This is a genomic window from Variovorax sp. P5_A3, assembly GCF_056400665.1.
On the sequence record NZ_JBFUKW010000010.1, the window covers coordinates 183142 to 199710 of the forward strand.

19 protein-coding genes are annotated in these 16569 nt (G+C 67.0%); 8 read left to right on the forward strand and 11 right to left on the reverse strand.

The annotated features are described in order from the left end of the window. Positions 1-3: 3 nt before the first annotated feature. The 5 genes from gloA to AC1D3B_RS17760 all read right to left on the reverse strand — a co-directional run bounded on the left by gloA (position 4) and on the right by AC1D3B_RS17760 (position 4520). The gene (gene gloA / locus AC1D3B_RS17740; protein ID WP_478191970.1) at positions 4-414 is read right to left on the reverse strand and encodes a lactoylglutathione lyase; all 411 of its coding nucleotides are present in this window, start codon (positions 412-414) and stop codon (positions 4-6) included. 24 nt (positions 415-438) lie between these two features. Further along, complete coding sequence (locus tag AC1D3B_RS17745) at positions 439-1140, reverse strand: ABC transporter ATP-binding protein (protein ID WP_478191971.1); 702 nt, start codon at positions 1138-1140, stop codon at positions 439-441. Next, positions 1137-2738, reverse strand: coding sequence for an ABC transporter permease (locus tag AC1D3B_RS17750; protein ID WP_478191972.1), 1602 nt, complete (start codon positions 2736-2738; stop codon positions 1137-1139). The genes AC1D3B_RS17745 and AC1D3B_RS17750 overlap by 4 nt, the downstream gene beginning before the upstream one ends. A 50-nt stretch (positions 2739-2788) precedes the next feature. Then, positions 2789-3847, reverse strand: a complete 1059-nt coding sequence (locus tag AC1D3B_RS17755; protein WP_478191973.1) for a Fe(3+) ABC transporter substrate-binding protein — start codon at positions 3845-3847, stop codon at positions 2789-2791. Between the two features lie 130 nt (positions 3848-3977). After that, on the reverse strand, positions 3978-4520 hold the full coding sequence (locus tag AC1D3B_RS17760; protein WP_478191974.1) for a PaaI family thioesterase: 543 nt from the start codon (positions 4518-4520) through the stop codon (positions 3978-3980). A gap of 52 nt (positions 4521-4572) precedes the next feature. Here AC1D3B_RS17760 and AC1D3B_RS17765 point away from each other — a divergent pair, with 52 nt between their 5' ends. Genes AC1D3B_RS17765 through AC1D3B_RS17780 form a run of 4 tightly spaced genes read left to right on the forward strand, consistent with a single transcriptional unit; the run spans position 4573 to position 8418 of the window. Next, on the forward strand, positions 4573-5037 hold the full coding sequence (locus AC1D3B_RS17765; protein WP_478192079.1) for a MarR family winged helix-turn-helix transcriptional regulator: 465 nt from the start codon (positions 4573-4575) through the stop codon (positions 5035-5037). Beyond that, positions 5030-6283, forward strand: a complete 1254-nt coding sequence (locus AC1D3B_RS17770; protein WP_478191975.1) for an MFS transporter — start codon at positions 5030-5032, stop codon at positions 6281-6283. Before AC1D3B_RS17765 ends, AC1D3B_RS17770 begins: the two co-directional genes overlap by 8 nt. Beyond that, positions 6280-7683, forward strand: coding sequence for an MATE family efflux transporter (locus AC1D3B_RS17775; protein WP_478191976.1), 1404 nt, complete (start codon positions 6280-6282; stop codon positions 7681-7683). Before AC1D3B_RS17770 ends, AC1D3B_RS17775 begins: the two co-directional genes overlap by 4 nt. A gap of 30 nt (positions 7684-7713) precedes the next feature. Next, the gene (locus AC1D3B_RS17780) at positions 7714-8418 is read left to right on the forward strand and encodes an SDR family oxidoreductase (protein ID WP_478191977.1); all 705 of its coding nucleotides are present in this window, start codon (positions 7714-7716) and stop codon (positions 8416-8418) included. A gap of 4 nt (positions 8419-8422) precedes the next feature. Here the strand turns inward: AC1D3B_RS17780 and AC1D3B_RS17785 are convergent, their stop codons facing one another. Beyond that, complete coding sequence (locus AC1D3B_RS17785) at positions 8423-8827, reverse strand: DoxX family protein (RefSeq protein ID WP_478191978.1); 405 nt, start codon at positions 8825-8827, stop codon at positions 8423-8425. 83 nt (positions 8828-8910) lie between these two features. Between AC1D3B_RS17785 and AC1D3B_RS17790 the strand changes: the two genes are divergently transcribed. Next, on the forward strand, positions 8911-9816 hold the full coding sequence (locus AC1D3B_RS17790; protein ID WP_478191979.1) for a LysR family transcriptional regulator: 906 nt from the start codon (positions 8911-8913) through the stop codon (positions 9814-9816). Between the two features lie 44 nt (positions 9817-9860). Here AC1D3B_RS17790 and AC1D3B_RS17795 read toward each other — a convergent pair whose 3' ends face one another. Further along, on the reverse strand, positions 9861-10235 hold the full coding sequence (locus AC1D3B_RS17795) for a hypothetical protein (protein ID WP_478191980.1): 375 nt from the start codon (positions 10233-10235) through the stop codon (positions 9861-9863). 341 nt (positions 10236-10576) lie between these two features. Here AC1D3B_RS17795 and AC1D3B_RS17800 point away from each other — a divergent pair, with 341 nt between their 5' ends. Genes AC1D3B_RS17800 through AC1D3B_RS17810 form a run of 3 tightly spaced genes read left to right on the forward strand, consistent with a single transcriptional unit; the run spans position 10577 to position 13810 of the window. Next, positions 10577-11800: a CaiB/BaiF CoA transferase family protein gene (locus tag AC1D3B_RS17800; protein WP_478191981.1), complete on the forward strand. Its 1224-nt coding sequence runs from the start codon at positions 10577-10579 to the stop codon at positions 11798-11800. Beyond that, complete coding sequence (locus AC1D3B_RS17805; RefSeq protein ID WP_478191982.1) at positions 11797-12786, forward strand: hydroxymethylglutaryl-CoA lyase; 990 nt, start codon at positions 11797-11799, stop codon at positions 12784-12786. The genes AC1D3B_RS17800 and AC1D3B_RS17805 overlap by 4 nt, the downstream gene beginning before the upstream one ends. A 25-nt stretch (positions 12787-12811) precedes the next feature. Continuing rightward, complete coding sequence (locus AC1D3B_RS17810; protein WP_478191983.1) at positions 12812-13810, forward strand: Bug family tripartite tricarboxylate transporter substrate binding protein; 999 nt, start codon at positions 12812-12814, stop codon at positions 13808-13810. Here the strand turns inward: AC1D3B_RS17810 and AC1D3B_RS17815 are convergent. From AC1D3B_RS17815 to AC1D3B_RS17830, 4 genes are read right to left on the reverse strand one after another with little or no spacing between them, the layout of a single operon-like run. Further along, complete coding sequence (locus tag AC1D3B_RS17815) at positions 13798-14553, reverse strand: aldolase (RefSeq protein WP_478191984.1); 756 nt, start codon at positions 14551-14553, stop codon at positions 13798-13800. The two genes, AC1D3B_RS17810 and AC1D3B_RS17815, sit on opposite strands and share 13 nt — an antisense overlap. A gap of 17 nt (positions 14554-14570) precedes the next feature. Then, positions 14571-15212 (reverse strand): 2-dehydro-3-deoxy-6-phosphogalactonate aldolase, encoded by a 642-nt coding sequence (locus tag AC1D3B_RS17820; protein WP_478191985.1) that lies wholly within the window; start codon positions 15210-15212, stop codon positions 14571-14573. Continuing rightward, positions 15209-16105 carry a 2-dehydro-3-deoxygalactonokinase gene (locus tag AC1D3B_RS17825; protein WP_478191986.1) on the reverse strand — a complete coding sequence of 299 codons (897 nt, stop codon included), beginning with the start codon at positions 16103-16105 and terminating at the stop codon, positions 15209-15211. The genes AC1D3B_RS17820 and AC1D3B_RS17825 overlap by 4 nt, the downstream gene beginning before the upstream one ends. A gap of 1 nt (position 16106) precedes the next feature. After that, the gene (locus AC1D3B_RS17830; protein ID WP_286566876.1) at positions 16107-16502 is read right to left on the reverse strand and encodes a RidA family protein; all 396 of its coding nucleotides are present in this window, start codon (positions 16500-16502) and stop codon (positions 16107-16109) included. Positions 16503-16569: the final 67 nt, after the last annotated feature.

The following is a 16569-nucleotide window of genomic DNA, read 5'->3' on the forward strand; positions in this document are numbered from 1 at the left end:
CCCTCAGCGCAATCCGCCGCCGCCGGCGCCTTCCGCGCGCTGGATCAACTCGATCTTGTAGCCATCGGGATCGGTCACGAACGCAATCACCGTCGTGCCGCCCTTGACCGGCCCCGCTTCGCGCGTGACGTTGCCACCGGCCGACTTGATCTTCTCGCAGGCCGCATACGCATCGGGCACCCCGAGCGCGATGTGGCCGTAGGCGGTGCCCAGTTCGTAGCTTTCGGTGCCCCAGTTGTAGGTCAGCTCGATCTCGGCCTGGGCCGGATTGCCCTCGTAGCCGACGAAGGCGAGGCTGTACTTGTACTCGGGGTTCTCGGACGTGCGCAGCAGTTGCATGCCCAGCACCTGGGTGTAGAAATCGATGGAGCGCTGGAGATTGCCAACGCGCAGCATGGTGTGAAGGAGTCGCATGTCGTGGGGGCGAAGAGTGATCGTTCACCCATTGTCGCGCGCCGGGCGCACGCTTGCAGCCCAGTGCGCGAGACGTCCGTCGTGCATGACACCGACCTGATCGGCCATGGCGTGGGCCTCGGCCTCGTTGTGCGTGACGAGGACGGCAGTCTGGCCCGCGGCCTTGAGGATGTCGCGCACTTCGGCCGTCAGTCGTTCGCGCGTCGCGGCGTCCAGGTTCGAAAACGGCTCATCGAGCAGCAGCAGCGCCGGTTCCGGCGCGAGCGCGCGGGCCAGCGCAATGCGTTGCTGCTGGCCGCCGGAGAGTTCATGCGGATGGCGTTCGCCGGCATCGGCCAAACCGACCAGCGCGAGCATGGCGGCGACGCGCTGCCTTTGCGCCTCGCGTGCCAACCGTCGCAAGCCAAAGGCCACGTTCCGGGCGGCTGTGAGATGGGGAAACAGGGCGTATTCCTGGAACATCATTCCGACGCGTCGACGCTCGGGCTGCACGTGCGTCGTGGCCGAGGAGAGCAGGCTGTCGCCGAGCCGGATCGTGCCTGCGCGAACCGGCTCGAAGCCGGCGATGGCGCGCAGCACCGTCGTCTTGCCGCAGCCGGAAGGGCCGAGCAGGCAGGCGATGTCCCCTGCCTCGAGCGAAAGCGAAAAGCTGTCGACGACCGTGTGCAGGCCGCGCGTGCCTTCGTACGCGAGGCGCACGTCATCGAGTTGGAGCGCCGCGCTCATAAGGCAACCTCCGCCCGCGCGCCGAGGCCGTTGCGGGCGAGCAGCACGACGGGCAGCAGTCCCACCAGAACGATCGCGAGCGCCGCGATGGCGCCTTCTTCATAGGTGCCGCGTGCCGCTTCCCCGTAAAGCAAGGTGGCGAGGGTGTCGAAGTTCGCAGGCCTCAGGAGCAGGGTTGCTGGCAGTTCCTTCATGGCGTCGACGAAGACGAGCAGCGCGCCCGCGGCAATGGCCGGTCGAAGCAGCGGCAGGTGCACGCGGCGCAGCGTACCGCTCGCGGTCTCGCCGAGCAGGCGCGAGGCCTGTTCGAGCGCAGGCGGAATGCGCGCCAGCCCGGCCTCGATGCCGCCGACCGGCATCGCGAGAAAGCGTATCGCACAGCCGATGACGACCACGATGCCCGCGCTCATCAGCGGCAGGCCGGGATGGCCGATCAATGAGCCCAGGGCGCCATCGAAGGCGAGAGCCGGCGTCAGCAAGCCGATCGCGAGCACGGTCCCTGGCACCGCGTAGCCCAGGACGGCGGCGCGCGCCTGCCAGCGTGCGCCGTTGCCCATCGAGCCCTGGTTGCGAACTGCCCAGGCGACGACGAGCCCTGCGGCGACGGTGACCACGGTCACGCCGGCAGCCAGCCCGATCGTGTTGCCGAGACTCGCGATCAGGCTTGAAGAAATGCCGCCGCCCATGCGCAGTCGCTTGGTCGTTTCCCAGGCGAGGTAGAGGGCAGGAGCCACGAAGCCCAGCAGGACGGGCAATGCGGCGGCGGCAGTGGCCGCCCAGGCCGACGCACCGTGCAGCCGGCGGGGCCGGATCGCGCGCATGCGCTGGGCCGATCCGAATCGCTGGTGTCGCCGGCCGTTGCGTTCGAGCAGCACGAGCGCCACCACCACGAACAGCATGGCACACGCGATCTGTGCAGCGCCCGCCAGATCGGAACGCGTGATCCAGGTCGTGTAGACCGCGACGGTGAGCGTCTGGATGCCGAGGAATTCGGAGGCGCCGATGTCGTTGAGCGTCTCCAGCAGCGCGAGGCTCAGTCCCACGGCCAGGGCGGGGCGGGCCTGCGGCAGCGCGACACGGAAGAAGGCACCCGCGCGGCTGGCACCGAGCGTGCGGGCCGCTTCCATCAGGTGGGCGGGTTGGGTCATGAACATGGCGCGCGCCGTCATGTAGACGTACGGATAGAGAACGAAGCCCAGCACGAAGATCGCGCCGGGCATCGAGCGCAGGTCGGGCAGCCGGAACTGGCGGGGGCTGTCGAAGCCCAGCGCCCAGCGGATCGCGCCCTGCACCGGGCCGATCGGATGCAGCAGGTCGAGATAGGCGAAGGCGACGATGTACGTCGGCATGGCCAGCGGCAGCAGCAAGGCCCAGTGCAGCACGCTGCGACCCGGAAAGTCGCACGCCGTGACCAGCCACGCGCACCCCGTGCCGATCACCAGAACCAGCACGCCGACGCCGGACAGCAGCAGCGCCGTGTTGAGCGCGGCCTGCGGAAGCACGTGCTGGGCAAGATGAGACCAGTGCGACAGGCCTGAGCCCACCGCGAGCCAGGCGAGGCTCAGGACCGGCGCAAGGACGCCGAGGGCGATGGCCATCGACGCGATCCGCCAGACGGCGCCGACAATTCGCAGATGCCGCAGATGCGTCACTGATCGAAGGCGACCTTGTCGACCAATGCGCTGGCCTGCTTGCGGTATTTGGCGATCTCCGCCACCGGCAGCGGGTCGACCTTCAATTCACCGATGCTGGATGCGGTGATCGAATCCAGCGCAACGCCCTTGCGCACCGGGTATTCGTAGTTGATCTCGGCGTACAGCGCCTGCGCCGGCTCCGACACCAGGAACTCGACCAACTTGACCGCGTTGGCCCGTTGCGGCGCGTTCTTCGCGACCGCGGCGCCGCTGATGTTGACGTGCGTGCCGCCGCTCTTCGCGTTGGCGAAGGTCGGCTTGATCACCTTGATGGCATCCCCCCACTTGCGCGCGTCGGTGCCCTCCTTGGATCCCTTCATCTGGCCCACGTAATAGGAGTTCGCGAGGCCCACGTCGCAGATGCCGCCGAGGATGTCGCGCGCCACATCGCGATCGCCGCCCGTGGCCTTGCGCGCCAGGTTGGACTTGACGCCGCGCAGCCATTGTTCGGTCTTGGCTTCGCCGTCGTGCGCGATCATCGCCGAGACGAGCGCCGTGTTGTAGGGGTGCTGGCCCGCACGGATGCAGACCTTGCCCTTGTACTTTGGGTCCGCGAGGTCTTCGTATCGGAACGAAGTGATCGGCAGGCTCTTGTCGGCATAGAGCACGCGCGCACGCATCGACAGCGCATACCAATGGCCGTCCGCGCCGCGCAGGTTGGACGGGATGGCTGAATCGAGCGTCGCCGATTTCACCGGCTGGGTGACGCCGCCTTCCACCAGATCCATGAGGTTGCCGATGTCGACGGTCATCAGGACGTCGGCCGGCGAGCGGGCGCCCTCGGCCTTCACGCGCTCGAGGAGGCCGTCCTTCACGAACACGGTGTTGACCTTGACGCCGCTCTGGGCGCTGAACGCCGAAATCAGCGGCTGGATCAGGCCGGGTTCGCGCGTGGTGTAGAGGGTGAGTTCTTCGGTCGCCGAATGGGCAGGCGCGCTGAAGGCGAGCATCGCGGCGGCGACGCAGCCCAGGGCGCTGATCGCGCGAGCAGGCGCGCTGAGGTGTTGATGCATGGTCCTTCTCCCGGCAGTGAATTGAAAGCATCGGCGCAACGTGTGCGCCAATGAGAATGATTTTCACTGGCGCGAATGCCTGCTTGGGCAATGCACCTACAAGATCGGGGCAATTGCACGCCCCGGAGCGTCAGCGATTCGGCATCTCGAACACCAGGCAGGTCGTCGTCGCGTGGGCGTAGAGGGTGCCGTCGGCGCCGACCAGCCGGGCCTCGGCCGTCGCAAGTTGTCGCCCGCAATGGATCACCTTGCCCTCGGCGCGCACGCGCGGCACCTTGATGGTGAGACCTTTGACCAGGTTCACGCTCAGTTCGGCGGTCGTGTAGCCACGGCCCGCGGGCATCATGGTGTGGATCGCGCAGCCCAGGGCGGAGTCGAGCAGGGTGGCGAACCAGCCGCCATGGATGCCGCCCATTGGATTCAGGTGTTCCGCGCGCGGCGTGCCTTGGAAGACCGCCTTTCCGGGCCCGACTTCGATGATCTGGAAGCTCAGCGTCTTGGCGATGGCCGCATAGGGAATCTCGGCGCGCAGCATCATCTCCATCAGTTCGAGGCCGGTCTTGCCGGCGACCTGTTCGGGGCGGGCGACGCCAGGGCCGGGCCCCGCATCGAGGCGCTCGTTGATGGCGTCCTCTTCGGCGATCCAGGCCGCCAGTCGATCCGTCGATGTCATTCACATTCCCTCAAAGGTTGCATATGCAATGATTGTAGCTACAATCATCGGCATGGATGCTACCGTGAAGCCGCAAGGCTGTACCAATTTCCGGCTGCGGCGCCTGATGCGCCAGGTCGCACGTCACTACGACGCCGAGGTCGCCAAGAGCGGGCTCAAGACGACGCAGTACTCGCTGCTGTCGAACGTGCTCCACCTGGGGCCGGTGCGGCCGGTCGACCTTGCGCAGGCCATGGGGATCGAGGCGTCGACGCTGACGCGCAACCTCAAGCCCATGGTGGCCGCCGGCTGGCTCACGCAGAGCGAAGGGCCTGACGCACGCAGCCGCCTGATCGCGCTCACGAGCGAGGGACGCAAGAAGCGCACCGAGGCGCAGCGCCACTGGCGCATCGCGCAGGAAAAATTCAACGAGAAGCTGGGCATCGAGCGGGTCGTGGCGCTGCACACGATGATCGACGAAAGCATCGAGCTATTGCGAGACAGCGGCGAAGCCGGAGAGGGAGAGCTCGATGAATGACAAGTCCACCGCGGGCACGACACCCGTCGCGCGCTATGCCGTATGGCTGGTGCTGCTGGCTGCGGCCGGCACGTTTTCGCTGACCATGGGTGTGCGGCAGACGATGGGTCTCTTCCTTTCGTCGGTGAACACATCCACAGGCCTCGGCATCGGCAGCATCAGCCTCGCGTTCGCGTTCGGGCAGTTGTGGTGGGGGCTGACGCAGCCCTTCGCGGGCGCGGTGGCCGATCGCATCGGCACGGGCCGCGTGATCTTCATCGGCGTGCTGCTGGTGGCACTCGGTACCTTCATCACGCCGATGATGACTTCGACCGGCGGCCTCATCTTCGCCATCGGCGTGCTGGCCGCAGGCGGTGCGGGCATGGCCGGTCCGTCGGTGCTGATGGCCGCGACCACGCGCCTGCTGCCGGCGAACAAGCGTGGCCTGGCCACCGGCGTCGTCAATGCAGGCGGCTCTTTCGGGCAGTTCGCCATGGCACCGATCGCGATCGGGCTGATGGCAACGGTCGGCTGGGCGAGCGCGATGCAGTGGCTGGCGGTGCTGATCCTGCTCGCGCTGCCGGCCGTGTTCGTGCTGAAGGGCAATTCGAACCAACTCGCCGCGCAATCCGCGGCGGCCAGCGGCGCCAAGCCGCTGACGGCGCGCCAGGCGATCAGCCAGGCCATTGCCACACCCAGCTACCGCTACCTGAGCCTCGGCTTTCTGGTGTGCGGCTTTCACGTTGCGTTTCTCGCGACACACCTGCCTGGCGTGGTCGCGGCCTGCGGATTGCCACCGGAGATCGGCGGCTGGGCGCTCGGCATGATCGGCCTCTTCAATATCGTGGGCAGCCTGCTCATGGGCTGGGCCGTCGGTCGCTGGCGGATGAAGTCGCTGCTGGCGTTGCTGTATGCGACGCGTGGCATCGCGGTGCTCGTCTTCCTCCTGGCGCCCAAGACGCCGGCCGTCATGCTGGTCTTCGCGGCCGTCATGGGCGTGACCTTTCTTTCGACAGTGCCGCCGACCGCAGGCCTGGTTGCCAAGATGTTCGGTCCTGCCAACATGGCGATGCTGTTCGGCATCGTGATGCTCGCGCACCAGATCGGCGGCTTTCTCGGCGCGTTCCTCGGCGGCTATGTGTTCCAGGCGACGGGCAGCTACGACATCATCTGGTACATCGATATCGCGCTGGCCGCCGGTGCCGCGCTGATCAATCTGCCGATCCGCGAATCGCGGCCGGCCTTGTTGGCCAAGGCAGCTGCGTGAGCCCCGTCGACCCACGCACCCAGCGCCTGCTGGAGGCGCCGATCGTGCCGACACTCCTGCGCCTTGCCGCGCCCAACGTGCTGGTGATGATTGCGCAGGCCTCGGTCGGCCTGATCGAAACCTACTTCGTCGGCAAGCTCGGCACCGACGCACTGGCAGGCATGGCGCTGGTGTTCCCGATCGTCATGCTGATGCAGATGACTTCGGCAGGCGCGATGGGCGGCGGCATCGCGTCGGCGATCGCGCGTGCGCTGGGCGCTGGTCGACGTGACGACGCGGATTCATTGGTGCTGCATGCCATCGCGATCGCGATCGGGTTCGGCCTGCTCTTCATGTTCGCGCTGCTCCTGGGTGGGCGCTGGCTCTACACGCTCATGGGTGGAACGGGCGATTCCCTCCAGGCGGCGTTGACTTATTCGCACGTCGCCTTCGCGGGCGCGGTGCTGGTGTGGATCTTCAATTCACTGGCAGCGGTGATCCGCGGCACGGGCAACATGGCCGTGCCTGCGAACGTGACCGTGGCGGGCGTCGTCGTGCTCATCCCGCTGTCGCCGTTGCTGATCTTCGGCTGGGGTCCGATCCCGGGCCTCGGCATCGCGGGTGGTGCGGTCGCGTTGTTGATCTACTACCTGGGCGGCTCCATCGCACTGTGGGCCTATCTCCGCTCGGATGCCAGCCTGCTGAAGCCGTCGTGGACCAACGCGCGCTTTCAGTGGCCGCTGTTCAGCGACATCCTGCACATCGGCCTCGTCGGCGCCGTGTCGACGGTCGCGACCAACCTGGCGATCGGCATTGCGACGGCACTCTCGGGGCACTTCGGTCCGGGCGCGATCGCGGGCTACGGCACGGCTTCGCGGCTCGAATACCTGCTCGTGCCGCTGGTGTTCGGCCTCGGCGCGCCATTGGTCGCGATGGTTGGCACCTGCATCGGTGCGGGCCAGCGCGAACGCGCCTTGCGCGCCACATGGGCGGGCGCGGCCATCGCATTCGCACTCTCGGGGTCGATCGGGCTCGCGGCTGCGCTGTTCCCGCGTCCGTGGCTGATGCTGTTCGGCAGTGATCCCGCCATGCTCGAAGCCGGTTCGCAGTACCTGCGTGCGGTCGGGCCGTTCTATGGCTTCTTCGGTGTCGGGCTGGTGCTCTATTTCGCGTCGCAGGGCGCCGGCCGGCTGCTCTGGCCTGTGCTGGGCAACGTCGCCCGGCTGATCGTCGCCGGGTTTGGCGGCTGGCTCGCATTGCGCTGGGGCGGCGCACTCGTGAACGTGTTCTTCCTGCAAGGGGTGGCGTTGGTGGTTTATGGCGTGGTCAACGCGTCCGCCATCGCCGGTGGTGCATGGTTCGGACGCGTGGGTTGGCCGCGCACCACCGCGGGCCTGCTGCGCCGGCTTCAACCCTCCTGATTCGGTCGTCGAAACTCTCGAAAGGTCATCATGAAAGTCAAGGATTCCGTCGTCTTCATTACTGGCGCCAATCGCGGATTGGGCCTTGCCTTCGCGAAGGCCGCCCTCGCTGGCGGCGCAAAAAAGGTCTACGCCGCAGCGCGTGATCCCAAGAGCGTGACGCTCGCCGGAGTGCACCCTATCGCGCTCGACGTGACCAGCCCCGAACAGGCGGAAGCCGCGGCCCGCGAGTGCGGCGACGTGACCCTGCTGATCAACAACGCGGGCATCTCGCGCGGCGTGAACCTGCTCGGCACGCCGGACGCGTTCGAATCGGCGCGGGCCGAGTTCGAAACCAACTTCTTCGGCCCCTGGGCCGTGAGCCGGGCCTTCGCGCCGGTGCTGAAGGCGAACGGCGGTGGCGCGATCGTGAACGTGCTGTCGATCCTGAGCTGGCTCAGCCTGCCGACCTCCGCCACCTACAGCGCATCGAAATCGGCGGCATGGTCGCTGAGCAATGGCTTGCGCAATGCGCTGCGCGAGCAGGGCACGCAAGTCCTCAGCCTGCACGTTGCGTTCATGGACACCGACATGACGAGCAAGATCACCGGCCCCAAGGCGTCGCCCGACGATGTGGTCGCGCAGACGCTTGCGGCGCTGGAAGCAGGGCAGTTCGAAGTGCTGGCCGATCCGTTGACGCGGCAGGTGAAGCAGGGGCTTTCGGCCGAAGCGCCGCCGTACGCGGCAGCGAGCTAGCCGCTCAATTGAAGTTGTTGTCTTTTCCGCCAAGGCTGAAGCGGCCGGCGCCGAGCAGGGCCACGGCCACCGCCGCTACGAGGTACAGGCCTTCCAGTTCCAGGGCCCATCCGCCGGTATTGCCAATGACCAGCAGTTCCTTGGAGCCGAAGAGCGCGACCGCCACGATCATGTTGATGACGATGATCCAGGCGGCCGGCCGCGTAAAGATGCCGAGGATGAGAAGCAGCGGCGCCACGATCTCGCCCACGTAGACCAGGTAGGCCAGCGCGGCCGGCAAGCCATGCGATGCCAGCATGTCCGAGATGAAGCCGACGCCCGAGTGCAGCTTGCTGATTCCGTGGAAGAGGAGGATGAAGGCAAGGCCAAGGCGAAGCACGAGCTTGCCGGCGTCGTCGGATCGGAACATAGCGAACCTCCAAGGTGGAGAAGCCCCGATTGTCGCGCCTCGGAAGTGCAGAATGAGGTGATGGTCCCGCGCACCGCCAACCCGTGAATCTCCACCGGCTCGACCTGTTCTCGCTGTCGCTCTTCAGCCTCGTGGCGCGCAGCGGCAGCATCAGCAAGGGCGCCGAACTGGCGAACCTCGCCATTGGTGCCGCCAGCAAGCGCATCACCGACCTCGAAGCCGCCGTCGGTGCGGTGCTGATGGAGCGCCATTCGCGCGGCATCACCCTGACGGTGGCCGGGCAGGCGCTGCAGGTGCATGCGCAACGCATCCTCAGCGACGTCGATCAACTGGCGGCTGACCTGTCGGACTACGCGACCGGCCTGGTGGGCGTCGTGCGACTATGGGCCAACACGTCGGCGGTGACGCAGTTCCTGCCGTCGGACATCTCGTCCTTTGTCCGCGCCAACGCGGGCATCCGCATCCAGCTCGAGGAAGAGGACAGCGGCGAAGTGGTGCTGGCGGTCCTCGACGGCCGCGCCGACCTCGGCATCTTTGCGGACCGCACTCCTGCCTTCGGCCTGCACCAGATGAACTACCGCGAGGACCGGCTGGTTCTCGTGGTGCCCCAGGGCCATCCGTTGGCACGACGCCGGACGGTGCGCTTCGAGGAAGCCATCGACTACGACTTCGTCAGCCTGCCCAAGGGCACCTCACTCGCCAAGCGCCTGCAGGCCGAAACCAAGGCGCTGGGCCGAAGCCTGAAGATGCGGCTGCAGGTTCGCAGCTTCGATGCGATGTGCCAGATGGTGGCGGCCGGGCTGGGCGTCGCGGTGCTGCCGCGCGAGGCGATCCAGCCTCATCTGCGCTCGATGAACCTGCGTCAGATCGCTCTCCAGGATGCGTGGGCCGCGCGCCGCCTCCTCATTGGCTTGCGGGACGCGAGCGCAGTGCCGCGGCATGTGCGCCTCCTGATCGACCACCTCTTGGCGTCGCCAAATAGAGTGTGAAAGGCGCTTGCCTGGGGACTGCCGGCCGCAGCGCGCGACCGCGGTCATTCGGCGACCGAGGCGAGCGGGTCTGGTTCGGCGTACTCTCGGTCGAGCAGACTGCCGGTCGCCTTGAACCAGCATATGGAGTCATGAGCGGCGATGACTGTCAGCTTGGCGTTTTCGGACGCGCCCGGGTCGGCCAATGCCGCCCACTTGGCGCTATCGGCTGCCTGCTCAAGCTCGAATATGGCCTCGCGTTGGCCTGGGCCAGAGTCGCCTTCCAGCGCAGGCCGAGTTTTCGAGAACTTCCGCCGAAACTCTGCTACGACGGCTACTAGAACTGGAGATGCCAGGCCGTCCGCTGCCAGCCCGGCTTCGGCCGCGGTCAATCGGTCATGGAGTTGGACGCAGACCTGTTGCGCAATCGTTGTCGTCATGATGACCTTCCGGTGAGCCCGGCCGACCCTGAAAAACACCCCAAACGGCCTTCTACGGGATTCCCGCCGCGTCTCGCTCTCAGCCGGGCACCGCGGGACCGAGGTGTAGTGCTTTGTTTTAAGCACACAAATTGTAGTCAGGCGATCCGACCTCGCAAGATGCAGACTGCCCGCCGCTGGTCCCTTCATTCGCCGAGGCCCGGCGCCAGCTGCACCGCGGTCACTGCTCCGGGGAAACCCGTGTCCGCTTTCGCGTTTTGCGAAAGCAGGCTCCGCGGCTTTGTCGTTCCCTTGCAAGGCCTGCGATTCGAGAATTCATGCACTCCCTGGAGACAACGCGCATGAACGAAGAATCCGTATCCAACATTCCGATGACGCCGGCCGCGCTGAAGGGTGTGCGCGTCATCGAAATGGGCCAACTCATTGCCGGCCCCTTCGCAGGCAAGACGCTGGGCGAATTCGGGGCCGACGTGATCAAGATCGAGGCCCCGGGCAGTGGTGATCCATTGCGCAACTGGCGGCTGATCAAGGAAGGCACCTCCGTCTGGTGGCAGGTGCAGTCGCGCAACAAGCGTTCGATCGCGCTCGACCTTCGCAGCCCCGAGGGACAGGACATCGCGCGCAAGCTGATCGCCGAAGCCGACGTGCTCATCGAGAACTTCCGCCCCGGCACCCTCGAAGCTTGGGGCATGGGCTACGACGTGCTGTCGAAGCTGAATCCGGGCCTCGTGATGCTGCGCATCTCGGGCTATGGCCAGACCGGCCCCTACCGCGACCTGCCCGGCTTCGGCGCCATCGGCGAGGCAATGGGTGGGCTGCGGCAGCTGACCGGCGAACCGGGCCGCGTGCCGGTGCGCTGCGGCATCTCGATCGGCGACACGCTGGCCGCGCTGCACGGCACCATCGGCATCCTCACCGCGCTCTATCACCGCAAGGTCAATGGCGGACAGGGGCAGGTGATCGATGTGGCGCTGCACGAAGCGGTGTTCAACGTCATGGAAAGCCTGCTGCCGGAGTACAGCGCCTTCGGTGCGGTGCGCGAGGCCGCTGGCAGCGCGTTGCCGGGCATTGCGCCGTCGAACGCGTATCGGTGCAGCGACGGCTATGTGCTCATCGCGGGCAACGGCGACAGCATCTTCAAGCGGCTCATGCAGGTGATCGGCCGCGACGACCTCGGCGTCGACGCCGAACTCGCCAACAACGCCGGCCGCGTGGCGCGCGTCGCGCAACTCGACGAGGCGATCGAGGCGTGGACGCAGTCCCGCACGGTGGCCGACGTGCTCGCATTGCTCGGCGAGGCCCGCGTGCCCGCCGGCAAGGTCTACACCGCCAAGGACATCGACGAAGACCCGCACTACCGGGCGCGCGACATGATCCTCCAGCAGACCACGCGCGACGGCTACGTCGTCGACGTGCCCGGCGTCGTGCCCAAGCTGCTCGGCACGCCCGGCACTGTGCGCTCTTCGGCGCCGCACCTCGGCGACGACACCGACGCAGTGCTCGGGGAAATCGGCTTTTCAACACAAGACATTGCTGCGCTGCGCAGCAGGAAGGTGGTCGCATGAATCTCGATGAAGCGCCCTGGAACGGCGCCGGCCGTCGCATCCACATGCAGGAGGTCGGCACCCGCGACGGCCTGCAGGTCGAAGAGGCCTTCGTGCCCACTGAAGACAAGATCGCACTGGTCAATGCGCTGTCGCAAGCCGGCATGGCGAAGATCGAAGTGACGGCCTTCGTGTCGCCGAAAGCGATCCCCGCCTTGCGCGATGCGGAGATCGTGCTGCGCGAGATCGAACGCCGGCCCGGCGTGGTCTACAGCGCGCTGGTGCCCAACGTGCGCGGTGCGGAGCGAGCCATCGACGCGGATGCCGACGAGCTCAACCTCGTCATGTCGGCCAGTGAAAGCCACAACCTGGCGAACCTGCGAATGACGCGCGAGCAATCCTTCGCTGCGCTGTCGGAAGTCAATGCGCTGGCGCGACAGGCGAGGGTGCCGGTCAACGTGTCGCTCTCCTGTTCCTTCGGCTGTCCGATGGAAGGCGACGTGCCGGTGTCGACCGTGCTCGACTGGTGCCATCGCTTCATCGAAGAGATGGGCGCGCGCGGCGTCACACTGTGCGACACCACCGGGATGGCCTACCCCGGGCAGGTCGCGGCGCTCACCGCAGCCTTCCGCGTGCGCTGGCCGGACAGCGAGGTCACGCTGCACTTCCACAACACGCGCGGCATGGGCCTCGCGAACGTGATCGCGGCCATCGACGCCGGCGCCGACCGCTTCGATGCCTCGCTCGGCGGCATCGGCGGCTGCCCTTACGCGCCCGGTGCCACCGGCAACGTGTGCAGCGAGGAGATCGTCCATGCGCTCGAACTGATGGGCTATCGCACCGGCGTCGATCTCCCGCTCCTCATCGAGGCATCGAAGCGCCTGCCCGCGCTGATCGGCCATGACATTCCGAGCCAGATCGTCAAGGCCGGCCGCCGGCTCGACCTGCATCCGGTGCCCGCCGATTTCGCGTCCATTCGTGAACGTGCCATGGCGCGAGCCCTCTGATATTTCCAACCAAAGCGAGACAGACATGAGCTTCAAGAAGACCCCATCCGTACGCCGCACGCTGGCCGTGCTCGTCGCGTCTTTCGGCGTTGCCGGCGCGGGACTGGCCATCGCCGAAGACGGGCCGTATCCGAGCCGCCCGATCACGCTGGTCGTGCCCACCGCGCCCGGCGGCACGACCGACATCTCGGCACGCATGCTGGCCGATCCGCTGGGCAAGGCGCTCGGCCAATCGGTGATCGTCGACAACAAGGGCGGAGGCAACGGCGCGATCGCCGCCATCGCGGTGAAGCGTGCCGATCCGAGCGGCTACACGCTGCTCATGCAGTACTCCGGCTACCACGTGATCACGCCGCACGTGAGCGCGCAGAAGCCGCAATGGGCGGCGGAGGACTTTCGTCCGGTCGCCAACGTACTCAGCGCGCCCCAGGTCATCGTCGTGCGCGAGGGCGTGCCTGCGAAGAACCTGGCCGAGCTGATCGCCTACGCCAAGGCCAACCCGGGCAAGCTGACTTACGCGTCATCGGGCAACGGGTCCCTCCAGCATGTGACTGGCGCGATGCTCGAACAGCAGGCCGGCATCCAGCTCACGCATGTCCCCTACAAGGGGACAGGCCCCGCGTTGCAGGACCTGCTGGGCGGACAGGTCGACATGACCTTCGGCACGCCACCGCCCTTCATGCAGCACATCCAGGCCGGCAAGCTGCGTGCGCTGGCGGTCACCGGCAAGGCGCGGCTGCCTTCGCTGCCCAACGTCCCGACGGCAGCCGAGGCCGGCATGCCCAAGCTCGATGCCACCTCGTGGTTCGCGGTATTCGCGCCGGCCAGGACGCCGCAAGCGGTGATCGACCGCCTGAGCAGCGAGATCGGCAAGATCACCGCCACGCAGGCCTTCCAGCAGAAAGCGGCCGAGCAGGGCGCCGCGGCCGACTACATGGATCCGAAGAAGCTCGGGGACTTCAGCAAGGCGGAACTGGCGCGTTGGGGCGAAGTCGTCAAGGCGTCGAGAATTCAGGCGGACTGAGCGGGGTGCGGCCGAGGCGCAGGCAACATGCGCCGCAGCGCCTCGAAGAACAGATCGGACTGCTCCCTCTCGCCCTGGATCTGCGCAGCCACGTGCGCGGCAAGGGCCGCATCGACCGGCACCAGCGGCCGGCCGGTCGATTGCGCGATCACCTGGTGCAGGCAGGCACGTTCCAGGTAGTACAGGTCGTCGTACGCATGCGCGATGCTCGCACCCGCCACGATCACGCCGTGGTTCGCGAGGAAGGCCACATCCTTGCCAGCCATGGTGTTGGCGATGCGTTCGCCTTCGCGGTCGTCGAGTGCGAGTCCGTTGTAGCTGGCGTCGATCGCGATGCGATTCATGAAGCGCATCGCGTTCTGGCTCAGTGTCGGGTCGAGGGCGCGATCGGCCGTCAGCGTCAGCGCCGTCGCGTAGGGCATATGGCAATGCAGCACCACCGCGTGGCCCGTGATGCGATGGACAGCGCCGTGAATGAAGAGGGCCGTCGGCTCGACCCGATGCCGTCCCGCAAGCACCTCGCCGTGCACATCGATCAGCACGATGTCGTCGTGGCCGATCTCGCTCCAGTGCAGGCCGCGCGGATTGATCAGGTAGCGGTCTTCCTTGCCTGGCAGCGCGACGCTGAAATGGTTGCACACGCCTTCGGACAGGCCGTGGTGCGCGGCGGCGCGCAGCGCGAGCGCGAGATCCTGGCGAAGGGTGCGGACGGCAGGGCTGGCGAAGTCGGAGTCAGCGGACATGGCGTGTCGATCCGTGCTCAGGCCCGCAGCGTGCCGGCAAAGGCGGCGACGAAACGCAGCGCATCTTCCCGCACCGCCTCGGCCGACTTGCCGGGCTTGTAGAGCGCGGACCCGATGCCGAAACCAGCCGAGCCTGCAGCGCGCCATTGGTCCATGTTGTCGGGCGTGATGCCGCCGACCGGCATCAACGGGGTGCCCTTGGGCAGCACCGCCAGCAGGGCCTTCACGACCGCCGGCGAGGCCAACTCGGCCGGGAACAGCTTGAGCCCCGTGGCGCCGGCGGCGAGCGCGCCGAATGCCTCGGTCGGCGTGATCACGCCCGGCAGGCTCACGAGCCCGAGTCGCGCCGCCTCGGCGACCACGTCGGCGTTGAAGTTCGGCGCAACGATCAGTTCGCCGCCGGCCGCATGCACATCGCGAACCTGCTGCGCACTCAGCACCGTGCCTGCGCCGACCAGCGCATCCGGATAACGCTGGCGCATCAGCGCGATGCTGTCGAGCGGCTGCGGGGAATTGAGCGGCACTTCGAGCAGGCGGAATCCGGCTTCGACGATGGCGTCGCCCACCGCGGGCGCCTCGGCCGGCGTCAGGCCGCGCAGGATCGCCACCAGCGGCAGGTGGCGCATCGCGCCGGAGAATTTGTCGAAGGGCGTGGTCATTGTTTTCTGTGGTTCAGTGAATGAAGCGCATGCAGGCCCGCCCAGGTGGCTTCGGCACCGAGCGTCCTGGCCTTGGTGCCCGAAGCCTGCAGGGCCAGCATGTAGCGCTGCGTGAGCGCGGGCGTGCCGATCAGCACGACCTCGCCGGCGGCGTGGACCGATTGCGTGCGCAGTTCCTCGCCGATGAGGATGCCGGAGAGGTAGCTGGACAGCTCGCGCGCCGGCATGCGGTCGAAGAGCGACAGCGTTCGTGCACCGAAGGCGTTGTGCAGAAGGCCCTGGCCGTTGTCGGCCTGCGTCACGCCCTGGAGGAAGGCCGCTTCGTCCAGCGACGCCGAGGTGTCGATCGTGCGAGAAAGGATCGAATGCTGGCTCAGCACCGCATAGAACTCGCCCGTCATGAAGGTGCGGAAGCTGGTCACCATGCCCTTCTTCACCCGGGCCCACTTGTTGTGCGTGCCGGGCAGCACGAACAGGCCGTCGTGGATGCCGGTGAGCGCCATCGCGCCGAAGATCTGGACCTCTTCGCCGCGCATCACGTCGGGCACGCCATCGTGCGTGTCGCTCAGCCCGGGCGCGATCGAGATGCGGCCGGGCTCGATCTCCATGATCTTGTCGCGCACTTCGACCAGGCCCGCAGGGCAGGCGCAATAGGGCGCTTCCACCCAGCCCTGCTTGCTGCCGGCCATGCCCGAGATCAGGCAGCGCGTACCTCGGGGCCGCATCCACTCGGCGAAGAGCGTTTCGAACACCTCGGTGAAGCCGCCGTGCTTCACGGTGAGGATGCCGCGCGAATGGCTCTGTTCGTCCACCACCCGCCCATCGGGGTCGAGCAGCGCGCCGCGCAGCGAACTCGTGCCCCAATCGACGGCAACCAGGCGGGTGTGGCTCATGTCAGCTCGCTCGGGGTTTGTAGGCTGTGACGTCGATCTCGACCTTGGCGTCGATCATCAGGCGCGATTCGACCGTCGAGCGCGCAGGCCGGTGGTCGCCCAGGCATTCCATGTAGACGCGGTTGAAGCTGCCGAAGTCACGTGCGTCATTGAGCCACACGCTCACTTTCGCGATGTCGGCGAGCGTGCAGTCGGCCAGTGCGAGCGCCTGCTCGATGCGCTTGAACACCTGGCGCGTCTGCGCCTCGATGCCGCCGACGATCACCTGTCCCTGGTCATCGGTCGGCACCTGGCCGGAGACGAAGACGAAGTCGCCCGCGCGGGTGGCGGGCGAGAGGGGACGGGCCTGGCGATCGGAGGCAATCGGTGACTGGCCGAGCATTTCAACTTTGGACATGATGGTGTTTGTGTAATGAAATTACAGAAAAGATCAGGGTAAACCCCTGTTTGACGTAGCAAACCGC